Origin of the sequence: Anaerostipes caccae L1-92, assembly GCF_014467075.1 — a bacterium.
Classification (GTDB): domain Bacteria; phylum Bacillota; class Clostridia; order Lachnospirales; family Lachnospiraceae; genus Anaerostipes; species Anaerostipes caccae.
This window is the reverse complement of record NZ_AP023027.1, coordinates 3,371,893-3,386,843: the sequence shown is the minus strand read 5'-3', so window position 1 is coordinate 3,386,843 and position 14,951 is coordinate 3,371,893. Positions and strand designations below refer to the sequence as shown.

The 14,951-nt window shown below is 42.6% G+C and carries 11 protein-coding genes; 8 read left to right on the top strand and 3 right to left on the bottom strand.

The window, feature by feature from the left end:
- The first annotated feature begins 23 nt into the window (after positions 1-23).
- A complete protein-coding gene (locus ANCC_RS16595) occupies positions 24-1,952 on the top strand; it encodes a putative mucin/carbohydrate-binding domain-containing protein (protein ID WP_039946932.1) in 1,929 nt (642 codons plus the stop codon).
- 181 nt (positions 1,953-2,133) lie between these two features.
- On the opposite strand, the gene ANCC_RS16590 is transcribed toward ANCC_RS16595, so the two are convergent.
- Positions 2,134-3,114 (bottom strand): HD domain-containing phosphohydrolase, encoded by a 981-nt coding sequence (locus tag ANCC_RS16590; protein ID WP_006568311.1) that lies wholly within the window; start codon positions 3,112-3,114, stop codon positions 2,134-2,136.
- Between the two features lie 256 nt (positions 3,115-3,370).
- Between ANCC_RS16590 and ANCC_RS16585 the strand changes: the two genes are divergently transcribed.
- Together ANCC_RS16585 and ANCC_RS16580 are read left to right on the top strand one after the other, a co-directional pair.
- Positions 3,371-5,191: an Ig-like domain-containing protein gene (locus ANCC_RS16585; protein WP_006568312.1), complete on the top strand. Its 1,821-nt coding sequence runs from the start codon at positions 3,371-3,373 to the stop codon at positions 5,189-5,191.
- Positions 5,192-5,219: 28 nt separating this feature from the next.
- Complete coding sequence (locus ANCC_RS16580; RefSeq protein ID WP_006568313.1) at positions 5,220-5,582, top strand: YxeA family protein; 363 nt, start codon at positions 5,220-5,222, stop codon at positions 5,580-5,582.
- 89 nt (positions 5,583-5,671) lie between these two features.
- Here the strand turns inward: ANCC_RS16580 and ANCC_RS16575 are convergent, their stop codons facing one another.
- Positions 5,672-8,668 carry an ATP-binding protein gene (locus tag ANCC_RS16575; protein ID WP_006568314.1) on the bottom strand — a complete coding sequence of 999 codons (2,997 nt, stop codon included), beginning with the start codon at positions 8,666-8,668 and terminating at the stop codon, positions 5,672-5,674.
- Positions 8,669-8,847: 179 nt separating this feature from the next.
- Between ANCC_RS16575 and ANCC_RS16570 the strand changes: the two genes are divergently transcribed.
- The 3 genes from ANCC_RS16570 (at position 8,848) to ANCC_RS16560 (ending at position 10,818) form a co-directional block, all read left to right on the top strand.
- On the top strand, positions 8,848-9,915 hold the full coding sequence (locus ANCC_RS16570; RefSeq protein ID WP_006568315.1) for a polysaccharide deacetylase family protein: 1,068 nt from the start codon (positions 8,848-8,850) through the stop codon (positions 9,913-9,915).
- A gap of 271 nt (positions 9,916-10,186) precedes the next feature.
- Entirely contained in the window at positions 10,187-10,492 is a 306-nt protein-coding gene (locus ANCC_RS16565; protein ID WP_039946933.1) for a type II toxin-antitoxin system RelB/DinJ family antitoxin, read from the top strand.
- Positions 10,489-10,818, top strand: a complete 330-nt coding sequence (locus ANCC_RS16560; protein WP_006568318.1) for a type II toxin-antitoxin system RelE/ParE family toxin — start codon at positions 10,489-10,491, stop codon at positions 10,816-10,818. Before ANCC_RS16565 ends, ANCC_RS16560 begins: the two co-directional genes overlap by 4 nt.
- Positions 10,819-10,881: 63 nt before the next feature.
- On the opposite strand, the gene ANCC_RS16555 is transcribed toward ANCC_RS16560, so the two are convergent.
- Positions 10,882-11,727 carry a polysaccharide deacetylase family protein gene (locus tag ANCC_RS16555; RefSeq protein WP_006568319.1) on the bottom strand — a complete coding sequence of 282 codons (846 nt, stop codon included), beginning with the start codon at positions 11,725-11,727 and terminating at the stop codon, positions 10,882-10,884.
- A gap of 206 nt (positions 11,728-11,933) precedes the next feature.
- On the opposite strand from ANCC_RS16555, the gene glgX reads away from it, so the two are divergent.
- Together glgX and ANCC_RS16545 are read left to right on the top strand one after the other, a co-directional pair.
- Complete coding sequence (glgX, locus tag ANCC_RS16550) at positions 11,934-14,045, top strand: glycogen debranching protein GlgX (RefSeq protein ID WP_006568320.1); 2,112 nt, start codon at positions 11,934-11,936, stop codon at positions 14,043-14,045.
- Between the two features lie 33 nt (positions 14,046-14,078).
- A complete protein-coding gene (locus ANCC_RS16545; protein ID WP_006568321.1) occupies positions 14,079-14,942 on the top strand; it encodes a class I SAM-dependent methyltransferase in 864 nt (287 codons plus the stop codon).
- Positions 14,943-14,951 lie beyond the last annotated feature (9 nt).

Sequence of the window (14,951 nt, the reverse complement as noted above, 5' to 3'; positions counted from 1 at the left end):
TAAATGAAGGGAAGGAAAAAATAATGAGAAAAGAAGCAGTCAAAGCAGCTGCATGGCTGATGTCAGCATGTCTCTTAATGGGGAGCCTGCCGGCCAGTCCGGGGAGGACAAGAAAGGTTTCAGCGGCAGAGCCCGAAATAGAGGGATTTGCCACAAAGGAAGAGCTGCTGACAGACTATAGCCTTAGCGGAGCAGCAGACAAGAAAGTTCAAAAAGTAATGTTTGGACAAAATGGAAGAGGAGCTGCCCAGAGCTGGTATATCGCAGGAAAAGATCCTGCCGAAGAGAATGGATTGGTGTTGTTTGCAGCGACACCGCTGAAGGAACGACAGTGGTTTTACAGTCCCAGAGTTACTCATGCTTATGAAGCGAACTGGAGATGTGAGTACAAAAACAATCCAAGTCAGGTAAACGGCAATCACTATGGAGGAAGCGAAATAAGAAGTGTTTTAAAAGATATGTCCAGTGATCCATCCTATTTTTCCGGAGCAGAACAAAGGGTTATGAGAGAAACAGCGATCAGGACAGCGGATCAAGAAAACGGGAGCATTTATACAACAAAAGATAAGCTGTATTTAGCGCAGGGAGAGCTGGGAAGTAAGCAGATTAGTGTTGGAACAAATGAGGAATCGAATGTAAATAAGGGGCTGAAAATTAGCTTGAATCAGTATCAGGATGGAAGCGGTGATTGGTTTTGGCTGCGTTCACCGTGTTCTTGGTATGATCTTTGTGTGTTGGCGGCTCGGTCCGGCAGTGCTGTGGATTACCACAGTATCAGTATAAACAATGCACATCATGTTGCGCCCGCGTTGCAGATGAATTTGTCATCTGTCATTTTTGCATCTTCTGCACCAGCAGCATCATTTGAGGGGAACCAGAGAACGAAAGGAAGAGCTCTGACCATGCGTTATGACGCTGGAAGAAGCCTTGGGTCAGAAACAATTCTGAATCAGGAGAAAGTAGAGATTAGAGGAGTCGCAGGCAATCGTTATCTGGTAGTACAGAACAAGAATGGTGCATGGAGAAAAAAAGTGGAGAGAGAAACCACAGTTTCAGCAAAAGACGTTATGATAGATGGAGTAACTCTCAATTCTTTTAAAAATTGTAAAGTTTGGTTAGAAAAAACGGATGCAGACAGGATCACAAGAGCAACGAGGCCGAATCAAACGGAGACTCCATCTGCAAAACAGACCTTTGATTTTTATGGCATTGGGACTTCGGCAGGAAAAGATGTACATTTTGCACAGCTTGAGTATGCGGGGGGAGATCATGCAATACTGCATGGGCTGAATGAATATGGCAGTCAGATTCATCCATACTTTACGGGAAGATACGCTTATATCAAGGTAAGAAGCAAAGAAGGAAAGCTGTTGTTTTTTAAAGAATATAAAGGGACTGACTGGACACAAAAACACGACACAAAGATCCCAATGCCGGAAGATGCAAGAGTCAGCATTTATCACGCAGAACCAGATCGCTTGCAGACAAACAGTGATGACAGTTTAAAGAAAAATGCGTTTAAGAACACCTATATTTATGTGGTGAAAGATCACAAATTAGTGTCTCAAAAGCTTGAAAAGCAGCAGTTTGAATTTTTAGGTTTAGGGGACTGGGAATTTGCAAAGATGGACATAATCGGCGGAAGTGCATGGATTGATACAAACTATACGGACTATGGACCGCATTGTTACTTCCAGAACCAGGTATATGCTTCTATCATAATCAAAGATCAAAATGGAAAAGTGATCAAGAAAAAAGAATATATCGGCCAAAAGAATGAGCCGGTGGGAAGCGAAGACATTTTACTTGACGAAGGTTATACTGTGACCATTTACCACGCAGAACCAAACCGTCTGCGGACAAACAATGACCAGCAGCTAAAACAGCATATGAAAGAAAATACATTTAGCTATATTTATAAAAACCAGAAATTAGAAGAGATTAAAAGGTGAAGTATGACATTTTCCACATGATTTCCGTTCGGCTCTTAGAATGCCTCACTCCAATCATGTGGAAAATGGATGTAATGTCTGTTGGAGAAGGGCCTCTGTCAAAAAAGGTGCCACCTGTGATAGTGAGATAGCTAAGAATCGGGATCCTTTTAAGGGATCCCGATTTTTAAATGAAATCATGTTAAGATTTAAGATTGTCAGTGATTTTTAGAAACTGATTTACGATTTTAGGATCAAACTGGCGGCCGCTTTGTTTTTTTAATTCAGCGAGGGCTGTTTCCTGGCCCATTCCTTTTCGGTAACACCGGGTGCTTGTCATGGCGTCATAGGTATCAGCAACGCTGATGATCCGGGCAATCAAAGGAATCTCATCGCCTTTAAGACCGCTTGGATAACCAGATCCGTCAAAACGTTCATGGTGGTATAAAGTACCGTTTGATAACCCGTCCAGCATTTTGATATCCTTTAAGATGTCGGCGCCGATTGCCGGATGTTTTTTCATTAACTCATACTCTTTGTCTGTGAGACGGTTTTGTTTTTTTAAGACGGCATCCGGAATGCCGATTTTACCTATATCGTGGAGAAGCGCAACAAAATAAGCATTTTCAGAATCCTGTTCTGACCATCCAAGACTTTGGGCAATCTGTTTCGTATAGCCTGCAACACGCCTGGAATGACCGTTGGTGTCAGGATCTTTGGCATCGATTGTATGAGCTAAAGCAGCCATAGTCTGAAGATATGCCGTCTCAATCTGCCGGGTTTTTTCATCAAGTTTTTTCTGGAGTTCTTTTCGATATCCGGTCAGTTCCAGAGTTTTTTCCACGCGGCTTAGAAGAACTTCTGTTACAATTGGTTTTCCAATAAAATCATATGCCCCGATATTCAGGCACTCTGCCTCTGTTTTGTCTTCTGTGTCAGAAGTCAGAAAAATAACAGGGATATCAGACCACTTTTTTTCTTTGTGAATCTTTAGAAAGAATTCCTTTCCGTCCATCTCCGGCATCATCAGATCAAGCAAAATCAGATCAGGGGTCTGATGCTCCATGATTTTCAGTGCTAAACTGCCAGATAAAGCGGGAAATACATGATAATATTTTTTGAGCAGTATCATTATCTGGTTTAAAACTGTTTTACTATCATCTACGATTAAAATTTTGTGCATTTAAAATTCCTTTCATCAGTAAAATTTATTATTTATATAGAATAGATTAAGAAAAAAGAAAAGTGAGATTATACTTTTCACTGTGGTTGGCAATGTTAATGGAATCATTTTATTTCATTATAATACACTTTTCCAGATAAAGAAAACGTCGTTTGCATCGAAAAATAAGTTGGATGCGAAGATTAAAGCGGGAGGGAGGAGGAAAGTAATATAATGTAAAAGTCAACGAAATCGAGTCAAAGAAAGGAAAGAACTGATGAGAAGAAAAAGAGCAATCAAAGCAGCAGCATTACTGATGTCTGCCAGTCTCTTAATAGGGAGTCTGCCGACAATTTCAGGTCTGGGTATGGGCCGGAAAGTTTCGGCGGCAGAAGAAGAGATGAGTGGGTTTGCCACAAAGGAACAACTGTTGGCGGACTATAGCCTTAGCGGGGCCGCCGGTCAAAAGGTCCAAAAAGTAAGGTTTGGACTGAATGGAAAGGGAGATGTTCAGAGCTGGTATGTTGCCGGAAAAGATCCGGCCACAAAGGATGGATTGGTGTTGTTTGCAGCGACACCATTGAAAGAACAGCAGTTTCAGATTTTTCCAAGGCCGAAAGTGTATGAAGCGAAATGGGGATGCGAGTATGAAACTGATCCAAGCATGGTAAACGGTAACCACTATGGAGGAAGTGAGATTCGAGCTGCTTTAAAAGCTATGTCCAGTGATCCGTCATATTTTTCCGCATCAGAGCAGAAGCTTATGAGAGAAACAGCGGTCATGACAGGAGATCAAAGAAATGGAGGTCTTTATACAACAAAAGATAAATTGTATTTAGCACAGGGAGAACCCGATTCCGGAACGATTCAACTCGGAACAATTAAGAAATCGGATGTGAAACATGGGCTGCCGCTTAAATTAAAACTGTATAACACTGAAAATAATGATAAATGGTTTTGGCTGCGTACGCCATACGCTGTCCAAGGGTTATCTGAAAGTCTGCTGACCGCTCGCTCTGCTGGTGTCAGTGCTGCTGTTGCGGATACTGAAGGGACCGCAATTGTGCCCGCTCTACAGATTGATCTGTCATCTGTCATCTTTGCATCCACAGCGTCCTCAGAAAAGGGACAGGAAACGCAAAGGAAAGAGTTGACTCTGCGCTATGATGCGGGAAAGAGCCTTGGCTCGGCAACCGTCTTGAATCATGAAACGGTAAAAGTAAAGGGCTCAGCAGAGGATCGTTATCTGGTAGTGCAGAATAAGTATGGCACATGGAGGAAGAAAGCGACGAAAGAAACCACTGTCCCAGCCGAATATGTCACGATAAAAGGAGAAGAGCTCACCTCTTTTAAAGACTGTAAAGTATGGATAGAAAAAACCAGTGAAGATCGACTGACAAGAGCAACAGAAGCAGAAGAAAAGGCAGCGGTAACGTTTAAAGACTATAACGGAAAGGTGCTGGAAACTCAGGAAGTGAACTATGGTGAAAAAGCGAATGCACCAAAAACCCCAACAAGAGAGGGATACACTTTTACAGGCTGGGATAAGAATTTTAACAAGATTACAGGAAATGTGACTATAACAGCTCAGTATCGAAAGAATCCGGAGCCAACGCAGCCAAAGCAGCCAACGATTCGTCCAGGCATCAATCTTACAAAGAAAGAGATTTTGTCAGGGAAAAGTCTTAAATTGAGCGTAAAGAATCGAGATAAAGGTGCTGTTGTAAGCTATAAAACAAGCAACAAAAAGATCGCCGCTGTGAATCAGAATGGAACCATTAAGGGAGTTGCTGCGGGAAGAGCAACGATTACTACAATAGTGAGACAAGGAGGAAAAACTTATACGTTCAAAACCAGCGTGACTGTGAAAGGCTATCTGAAACTGACGAAAGTGAAGAAAACCATAAAAAAAGGAAAGAGTTATAAATTTAAAGCGAAAGCTTATGGGATTAAAGGTAAATTTCACTGGACCGTGTCTAATAAGAAGATTGGAAGCATTTCAAAAAGTGGTAAGTTTAAAGCAAAGAAAAAAGGAAAAGTTTATGTAATTGTGAAAAACGGAAAATATAAGGCAAAGTTCCGTGTACGAGTAAAATAAACAGAAACTACTTTGGGAGGATTTGCCGATGAAAAATGTTTTAATTACTGTCATTTTGATAGTCAGTGTTGCTATAACGGCAGCAATGGGAATCAGAAGCTTTCTTTATCAAAGAAAGCGGCAAGGAGTTGACTATTACACAAAGATAACGCCGCTCTCTGAACGTAAAGAAAAAAATGATTATTTTTATAAAGTCAAAGCATTTGATAAAAACGGGAATGCCATAAAATTGAACTTTTATGGCATGGACGGACATCCTATCAAGAAAGGCGCATATCTCAAGATTACATACGGAATCGTATCTGATGGAAGCAATGATGTGAAAAGATGGGAAGAGGTAAACAAAAGTTCAATTCCTGAGAAGGCTCTGGGAAAAATAGAGAAAGACTAGATGTACGATCTGTCTCTTAAAATAAGAGAGTATGAGATAGAGTGTGTTAGTTCAATAATATGGACTACACACTCTATTTATATTGACAATTACAGACAGTTATACATCAAAATAGAACACCGGTTTAAATCCCCATATTCAAAATTATCATAGGCGGTTTTGAGCCGGTCCAGGAGATTTTGCAGTTCTCCCGGATAAGTGTATCGGTCCAATTTTGCAATAGCATCGGAGACCTCTTGATAATCCATTTCATTGACGGCAATACAGAGACTTTTGATGATATCTTCGGGATAACCGGAAAGAGATTCTTTCGTTTCGTCTGCCGCCGGTACGGCTTTGATACAACAATCCAGTTCTTCTAATATAAGGTCTGTATAGTCCAGCAGTTCCTGATACTTCTGTGTGATGGATTTCCAGTTGTTTTGGTGGCCAAAATCCTCCATTGTTTTCGCCAAGTCCGAAAATTCTAGGGCGCCTACGGATTTTGAGGCAGATTTAATGGCATGGACGTGGATGGTAAACAATTTGATATCCTGGTTTTCATAGATTTTATCCAATTCATTTCGGCGTTCAAAGAGACCCTGCCGGAAGGTTTTCAGCATCTCCAAATAAAAATCAGCCGAGTGATCAAAATATTCCAGGGATGCATCAACGTCGAAATGTTTCAAAGATGTAAAACAGGCTTTGACTTCTTCTGAGATAAAAGCTTCGTCCAGCTTTTTTTCCACAATCTTTAAGACGGCTTTGTCCTGTAAATACTGAAGGAGGGTGTTGTGCAGTTCTTTGACATTGATCGGCTTTGCAAGGAAGTCAGAAAATCCCTGTTCTGTGAAATAGGTTTTCGCATCGGAGAAGACATTGGCTGTCAGGGCAACGACAGGAAGATCTTTTCTGATGCCGTCCATTTTTCTCAGCTTCTGTACCGTCTCGATTCCGTCCATTCCGGGCATCATATGGTCCAGGAAAATCAGATCATAGTCTTTTGCGGAAGCCATTGTGAGTGTATCAAAACCATTGGACGCCACATCAATATCCATTTCATAAGGTTCCATCAATCGTTTTGCAACGGAAGAATTGACATCATTGTCATCTACGATCAATATGTGGGCAGAAGGAAACGTTGTATCCTCGTAAACGTTTGTCTTTTTGGACGCGGTCTTGACCGGATGGCCGTTTAAGATATTTGCAGTCTGCATCATCAGGTTGTACGGATACAGCTGCTGATAGTTATAGTATTTGGATTCCGTAGTATCACTGTTTTTCATAAGAAGCAGCACATGATCCTGCAAAAATAAGGAATCGATCATTTCCTGGCAGGATGGGAAATCCGCCTGCTGCATGATCAGATAAGAATTCTTGTTTGATCTGTCCAGACTGATGGAGGAGACGGACGAAATCAAAGAAGGATGGATGCTAAGCTTGCGCAGTTCGCGTATGACATATTTTGTCAGTTCTTTATCCGATTCTGGAAGATAGACATAAACCTCGGCCTGTTCCATTTTGTCAGACGGCGGAATCATAGGAGCGGCTAAACAGATTTCCTGTGGAATGGTAACAATAAATGTACTGCCTTTTCCGTATTCACTTTCTACCGAGATACTGCCGCCCATCAGTTCTGTTAGTTTTTTTGAGATAGAAAGACCCAGTCCGGTTCCCATAATCGTTTGATTTTTTTTAGGATCGACTCTGCTGAATTGCCGGAACAAGTGTTTTTGATCTTCCTCTTTGATTCCTGATCCGGTGTCGGAAATAAAGAAGGAGAGCTCTGTTTTGGTCTTCGACAGATTCTTAGCGCGAAGCTTCAGTTCGATATTACCGGAAACTGTAAATTTTACAGCATTTGCAAGCAGATTGGTCAGGATTTCTCGGATCCGCATCTCATCTCCGATGAGCTGCCTTGGGATGGAGGGGTCCAAATCAGTGAAAAAATGCAGACTTTTTTTGCTTAGACGAGCGGAAATTATGCTGCATATGTCTGAACACATCGTTGCAGGAGAATATTTTCCTGTGGTCAGCTGTATATTTCCCGTGTCCAGTTTGGAGAAGGACAGCAGGCTGTTGATGATTCCTAAAAGTCCGTTGCCAATTTCATAGATCGTGGATATGTCCTGCTCCACATCCAGAGGGAGATTTTTTCGCAGCAGCAGTTCACTTAAATTCAGGATAGCGTTCATCGGAGTTCTGATCTCATGGCTCATATTGGCGAAAAACGCCATCTTTTCCTGGTGGATCTGCCGTTCCTTCTCTGCAAGCCTTGCCAAATGCTCTTCTTCCATTTTTTCGCTGTGGATGTCCTGTGTGCAGAAAATAATATTTGTTTTGTCGTCTTTTAAGTAGCTGTATTCCGCTCTTTTCCAGCGGTAAGATTCATGGGTCCTGATCCGGTATGTAAAACTGTAGGAGGTATCAGGTCTTTGGTTGAGATAACCGGTAATGCCGGAGAGCGTTGCATTCATCAAAAGTTCTTTCGCCTCTTCATCATAGGCCAGCTCCTTTGCTGCATGAAACGTGAGTTCGTCAAAATCTCCTTCCAGTTTTTTTTGGGAAAACCAGTCTCTGTCCTGTACGGCATAAATTTGATATTTGCCGTTCCCGGTGTTGATCAGCCCAAGCGTCTCATAGCTTTGGCTAACGATCAAAGTACACATTTCATTTAAAATCTGGATTTCTTTTTCTTTGGCATAATCGGAGTAAAGTTGTTTTTCTACGTTGGCCGTGTCATCAGAGAACACACAAATATAGGTTTGTGTAAGAGCGGAAGAAGAGAGAAGAGATGCTGTCCCGCTCAGCCACGATTTCTTTTCTCCTACATAAATCGGACGGGTAAAAGGAAAGTGGTCTCCGATATTTTTCAGACGACTTAATGCATCAATGAATTCATCGTATGCATTTCCCGGAAGTTTATCGATGAAAGAATGAAAATCAAATGAGTAGTCTGAAGAAGTTTCATAGCCCAAGATTTTGCAGCCAAAATCATTGATATGGAGAAGAGTCAGACGATCACCGTCTCTCTGAAACTGCATGACTCCGGTGGGAAGATTTTCATAAGTCGATTTTAAAAAAAGGAATTCCTGCTGCTGATCCAACAAATCATCTCCTGTCTGTTTTCTTTCTATTATATTATATCCAAATCAAAGGGGAAAGAGCAGCGGAGCATAAAATTTTGTTGTTTAGGACGCTGAAATGGTCGGATACGAATCATGTCTAAAAAATGGGTATAGAGAAGATAAAATAGATAAAAATATGCAAACAGAAAGGAAGGCCTATGAAAAAGATTATTTTTGCTGCGGTGGCTCTGATTTTTATTGCTGCTGCGGTGATAAGTGTGAAGGAAATTTTACATGGAAAAAAGGATACAGGAATCAGTTACTATGCAAAAATCATAGCAGGATCGGAGAAGAAGAAAAACTCAGAGTGTTTTTACCATATAAAAGGATTTGACGAAAATGGTAACGACAGGATGCTGACAGTATATGCAGATCAGGGTCAGCCTTATCCAAAAGGGAAATATTTGAAAATCACTTGTTCTGCGAAAGCTGACGGATCGAATGAAATGATGTGGAGTATGGTGAAACAGAGCAGCATTCCGAAAGAGGCAATATTAAAAATACGGAGATGGGAAAAACGAATTAGACAGCTGGCTGTTAAGAAGAGTTCTCAATTAGGGAATAACTTAAATGTACAGAGGAACATTGATAAAACAAAAAAACTGATTGCATTTTCTTTTGACGATGGGCCTGCCAGGGAGAATACAGACCGGGTGGTAAAAGCATTGGCAAAGAATCATGCAAGAGCAACTTTTTTTATGCTTGGACAGAACGCTTCCTATTATCCGCGGCTTGTAAAAGAAGTAAAAGATTCAGGGAATGAGGTGGCCGGACACTCCTGGAATCATCCGCAGCTGACCAAATTGGGTGCAGCAGGGGTATGCCGCCAGATGCAGAAAATGAATTATGCGATTTCAAAAGTGACCGGCTCGGATGTAGGTCTGCTGCGCCCGCCTTACGGAGCCATTGATCGGATGGTGAAAGCCAATATTAACGCGCCATTGATCTTGTGGAGCATTGATACATTAGACTGGAAGACTTTAAATACAGATGCCACAGTAAATACGATCCTTAAACAAGCGAAGGACGGAGACATCGTATTGATGCATGATATTCATAAACCCTCTGTGGCAGCGGCAGAAAAAGTCCTTCCACTGCTGAAAGACAGAGGATTTGAAGTCTGTACAGTTTCAGAGTTATTGAAGGCAAAGGGAATCACTGTGGATAAAGGCGATGTTGTCATTAGTGCCAATCAGATTTATAAGTATAAAAAGAATCAGAGATAGAAAAAGTGTTGTTTGCGTCGTATAAAGTGCAGTTTGTGGGTTTTAAGAAAAAAATAGGATGTAACCTGTTATAATTAATTTGTAATTAATCATCAGCTGAGGAAGGACAGCTGGAAACTTTTTTCCTCAAAAAAAGATAAACTCCTTTTGCAGAAGAGCCGTCCGGCAGACCGGGCGGCTCTTTTGAGATTTAAAAAGCTTGCGAATAGATTGCAAAAAGCAAGCAAAAAATATATAATAAAAGTAATAGAAAATAAAGGAGATGATAGATATGGCTAAGACATCAAATATTTTTACCCGTGTAGATCCTGAAATAAAAGAGCAGGCAGAGCAAGTGCTTGAGCGTTTGGGCATTCCGATGTCAAATGCAGTTGGGATGTTTTTAAGACAAGTTGTGATGCAGCGGGGACTGCCATTTGAAGTGAAGCTGCCCAAAGATATGCCGCTTGTATACGACTCCCTTACGAAAAAACAATTTGATGCGGAAATAGAAAAGGGCATGGATGATATAAGAAAGGGAAGGGTATATTCGGCAGAAGATGTCGAAGAGGAGATGAAGCGGGATTACGGGATATGAGTTGCAGGATTTTTTATACAAAAAAGGCAAAACAGGATTTGAGAGATATATATGAATATATAGCGTATGAACTGCTTGTGCCGGAAACAGCATCTGAACAAACTCGTAGAATTATGAAAGAAATCAAGACACTTGATGAAATGCCGAGACGTTATCGTTTATATGAGGAAGAGCCATGGCATAGTGAAGAAATCCGATTTTTTCCGGTGGATAATTACCTTGTGTTTTATCAACCTAATGAGTCCCAAAATACAGTGAGTATTGTTCGTATTATGTACGGTGGGAGAGACATCAAAAATCATTTGGATAGAACGACAATCGATTAATATTTTTCTGACGTGGCAGAAAGAGCCGTCCGGCAGACCGGGCGGCTCTTCTGGCAGCTTAAATTATTTCTTATACCGATAAACATCATTCGCACTTACCACGACATCTCCCGGATGCAGAGTAATATTTCTCGCCTCAAGGAGCTCCGATACCGTACATACTTGAAAGCCTTTCTTTTCAAGTTTCGGGAGTACCTTTTTCACAGCTTCCGCCGTGGGAGCATGGATGTCATGCATCAGGATGATATCTCCGTCTTTGGCCTGCTTTAAAATGGCATCAGCAGTCTTGTCTGCATTCAGTGTTTTCCAGTCCAAAGTATCAATGCTCCACAGGATCAGCGGATCTTTCACCGTATTTTTTACAGTTCGGTTAATGGAACCATAAGGCGGCCTTAAAAGTCCCACATCAGATCCGGTCACAGAAGCAATGGCTTCGTTCATCTGCGACATCTGTTTTTTCACACCTTTTTTACCGAGTTTTGTGAGCAGCGGATGGTTCCAAGAGTGGCCGGCGACTTCATTGCCTGATTCCTCAACTTTTTTTACAAGGTCAGGATAATATTTTGCATTCTGGCCAAGCATAAAAAAGGTAGCCCTCGCATTGTTTTTATCCAGGGCCTTTAGTATTTTCTCCGTATTTTTTCTGGAAGGTCCGTCATCGAATGAAAACGCGATGAGTTTTTTCTCGGGATCGACTCGTTTGGGAAGAAAGGGGAAATCGCCCAGTTTAAACTGTGTAATTTCGCGGACGATCTTCTGGTTCTTTTGAATCTCTCCGCTGGCAGCCGAGGATTCCTGAAGAGAACTTGTCTCTTTGCTGGTCCGGAACAGGTAAATGCCCTGAAAAGCGATGATTGACAGCATTAAGATCAGCACTGCGGTTTGTCCTTTGTTTAATCCTTTTTTCATTTGTGCCTCCTATCCATACATAGTATTTCCGTTTTCCAGCAATCCTTGACAAAAGAACATGGAAAGGCAGGGTGAAATTACAAGCTATAATTTATTGTATGTGGAGAGATCTGATTATATTAAGAAAAATCTGTTATAATGAAACATATCATATTTTATAAATTTTTGAATATCACTTATTTGACGGAGTATAAAGGATAGAGTTTATGGATATTAAAAGAATCGGAGAAGCCGGGCAGCTTAGATCCATGGATACGGTGAATGGATTTGATGTGCGTCCGGGGTTTTACCTTCAAAACGGTGCGACTGCTATTGAAGGCGGCGTGAGTTTCACCGTACATACGAAAAACGGAACTGCCTGTACATTAGTTTTATATGAAAGAAAGGCACAGGAACCTTTCGCTGAAATACCGTTTCCGGAAAATTACCGGATCGGAAATGTATACTCGATGATCGTTTTCGGCCTGGATATCCGGAAGATCGAATACAATTACAGAGTTGACGGGCCGAAGGATTTAAAAAAGGGACTTTTGTTTGACAAGGAGCGGTATCTTTTAGATCCCTATGCAAAAGCCGTCACCGGTCAGAGCAACTGGGGCGAGAAACCTGAGTACAGCAGGGACTGTTATCGGGCGAGAGTCGTCTCCAATGACTTTGACTGGGGAAGAGCCAGGCGAAAACCCACAGATATGCGGGACCTTATCATCTATGAACTTCACACCAGAGGATTTACAAAACACCATACATCAGATGTAAAACATCCGGGAACCTTTGACGGGATCCGGGAAAAGATTCCTTATCTGAAGGATCTGGGCATCAATGCCGTGGAACTGATGCCGATCTTTGAATTTGACGAGACGAGGGATACCAGGTATGTCAATGGTAAAAAACTTTTGGACTACTGGGGTTATAATCCGGTCAGCTTTTTTGCGCCGAATACAAGCTACAGCTCGGAAAAAGAATTTAACAGAGAGGGTTCAGAGCTTAAATACCTGATCCGGGAACTTCACGACAATGATATTGAAGTAATCCTTGATGTGGTGTTCAACCACACGGCGGAGGGAAATGAGAACGGTCCGTTCATATCTTTTAAAGGATTTGACAATAATATATATTATATGCTTACGCCGGACGGAAAATATTATAATTTCAGCGGCTGCGGCAATACACTGAACTGCAATCACCCGGTCGTTCAGAACATGATCCTGGACTGTTTAAGGTACTGGGTGACGGATTACCGGATCGACGGATTCCGGTTTGACCTGGCATCGATTCTCGGAAGAAGTGAGGACGGTTCACCATTAAGTAAGCCTCCGCTTTTGGAAAGGCTTGCATTTGACCCGATCCTGGGCCGTGTGAAATTAATTGCTGAGGCATGGGACGCTGCGGGTCTTTATCAGGTGGGCACGTTTCCGTCATGGAACCGGTGGTCTGAGTGGAACGGCAGATACCGGGACGATATGAGAAGATTCCTGAAAGGAGATCCGGGCCTTGTGAAAGCCGCTGCCCAGAGGATGAGCGGCTCCAGGGATATCTATGACAGGGAGAGCCGGGGCGATACGGCTTCAGTGAATTTTATCACCTGCCATGACGGATTCACGATGTGGGACCTTTATTCCTATAATGAAAAGCACAATCTGGATAACGGATGGAACAATACGGACGGAGACAACAATAACAACAGCTGGAACTGCGGTGAAGAAGGGTACACTGACCGGCAGGATGTCATAAAGCTCAGGAAAAAGCTTGTGAGAAATGCTTTTGCGGCGCTGATGACCAGCCAGGGTGTCCCGATGATGTATGCGGGGGACGAATTTTTGAATACCCAGTATGGCAATAACAATGCCTACTGTCAGGATAATGAAATTTCGTGGCTGAATTGGGATCTGCTTTTGGAAAATCATGAGACCACTCAGTTTGTCAAAGAGATGATCCGTTTCAGAAAAAAACACCCGGTGTTAAGATCCAGAGGGGAGGATGCGCTGTGCGGACTGCCTTCCGTCAGCTTTCACGGAGAAGAACCGTGGAAGTTAAAGGAGGATGACCAAAACCACCTTCTGGGTGTCCTGTTTGCCGGAAGAGAAAAAGATAGTGACACAGATGATATTGTTTATGTTATGATGAATATGCATTGGGAGCCGCATACTGTGAGGCTTCCCGAACTTCCGCTGGATTACTTCTGGGAGATTTTTTCAGATACGGCCGGCGAGCCGAAAAATAGCCGGCTGCCCGGAGGAGAGATCCGGATGGAAGAGCGGAGTATGATTATATTAGAAGGGAACCAGATGGGACGGAAGGGCGATGTCATCTGTCTCTAAAGATAAAGTTTAAGTAAAGGAAGAGAATGTAAGATGTGGATTGCAGATCAGTGGAACGATTATGAAGTTTTAGATACTTCTTGTGGTGAAAAATTAGAAAGATGGGGAGACTATTATTTAGTACGGCCGGACCCTCAGGTTTTATGGCAGACACCAAAGAAGTTAAAGCAGTGGAAGAAGCCAAACGGACATTATCACAGGAGCAGCAGAGGCGGCGGACAGTGGGAGTTCTTTGATCTCCCTAAGACCTGGGATATCAGGTACAGAGAACTTACATTTCATTTGCAGCCATTCAGCTTTAAACATACAGGAGTTTTTCCGGAGCAGGCAGTGAACTGGGATTGGTTTTCAGATAAGATCAAAAAGGCCGGGCGGCCTGTAAAGGTGCTGAACCTGTTTGCCTACACAGGGGGCGCCACATTAGCCGCAGCCGCAGCCGGGGCATCCGTGACTCACGTGGATGCCTCCAAAGGCATGGTGAACTGGGCAAAAGAGAATGCCCAGGCCTCCGGCCTGAAAGACAAACCGATCCGCTGGCTGGTGGACGACTGTGTGAAATTTGTAGAGAGGGAGATCCGCCGGGGGAACCACTACGATGGGATCATCATGGACCCTCCGTCCTACGGCAGGGGACCAAAAGGAGAGATCTGGAAGATTGAGGAAAAGATTTTTCCGCTTGTTCAGCTCTGTACAAAGATTTTGTCGAAAAACCCCTTATTTTTTCTGATCAATTCTTATACGACCGGACTCCAGCCGGCTGTGCTCTCCTATATGCTGGGAACGGAAGTCAAAGCAAAGTTCGGCGGGAAAGTGACGGCAGATGAGATCGGGCTTCCGGTTTCTTCAAATGGCCTGGTTCTGCCATGCGGAGCCTCAGGCAGGTGGGAATCAGTATAGATATTTCAG

What these genes read in the sequence shown, in the direction of transcription:
- ANCC_RS16595 (WP_039946932.1), top strand. Translation starts at nt 24, where the DNA reads ATGAGAAAAGAAGCAGTCAAAGCAGCTGCATGGCTGATGTCAGCATGT.
- ANCC_RS16590 (WP_006568311.1), bottom strand. Translation starts at nt 3,114, where the DNA reads ATGCACAAAATTTTAATCGTAGATGATAGTAAAACAGTTTTAAACCAG.
- ANCC_RS16585 (WP_006568312.1), top strand. Translation starts at nt 3,371, where the DNA reads ATGAGAAGAAAAAGAGCAATCAAAGCAGCAGCATTACTGATGTCTGCC.
- ANCC_RS16580 (WP_006568313.1), top strand. Translation starts at nt 5,220, where the DNA reads ATGAAAAATGTTTTAATTACTGTCATTTTGATAGTCAGTGTTGCTATA.
- ANCC_RS16570 (WP_006568315.1), top strand. Translation starts at nt 8,848, where the DNA reads ATGAAAAAGATTATTTTTGCTGCGGTGGCTCTGATTTTTATTGCTGCT.
- ANCC_RS16565 (WP_039946933.1), top strand. Translation starts at nt 10,187, where the DNA reads ATGGCTAAGACATCAAATATTTTTACCCGTGTAGATCCTGAAATAAAA.
- ANCC_RS16560 (WP_006568318.1), top strand. Translation starts at nt 10,489, where the DNA reads ATGAGTTGCAGGATTTTTTATACAAAAAAGGCAAAACAGGATTTGAGA.
- ANCC_RS16555 (WP_006568319.1), bottom strand. Translation starts at nt 11,727, where the DNA reads ATGAAAAAAGGATTAAACAAAGGACAAACCGCAGTGCTGATCTTAATG.
- glgX (WP_006568320.1), top strand. Translation starts at nt 11,934, where the DNA reads ATGGATATTAAAAGAATCGGAGAAGCCGGGCAGCTTAGATCCATGGAT.
- ANCC_RS16545 (WP_006568321.1), top strand. Translation starts at nt 14,079, where the DNA reads ATGTGGATTGCAGATCAGTGGAACGATTATGAAGTTTTAGATACTTCT.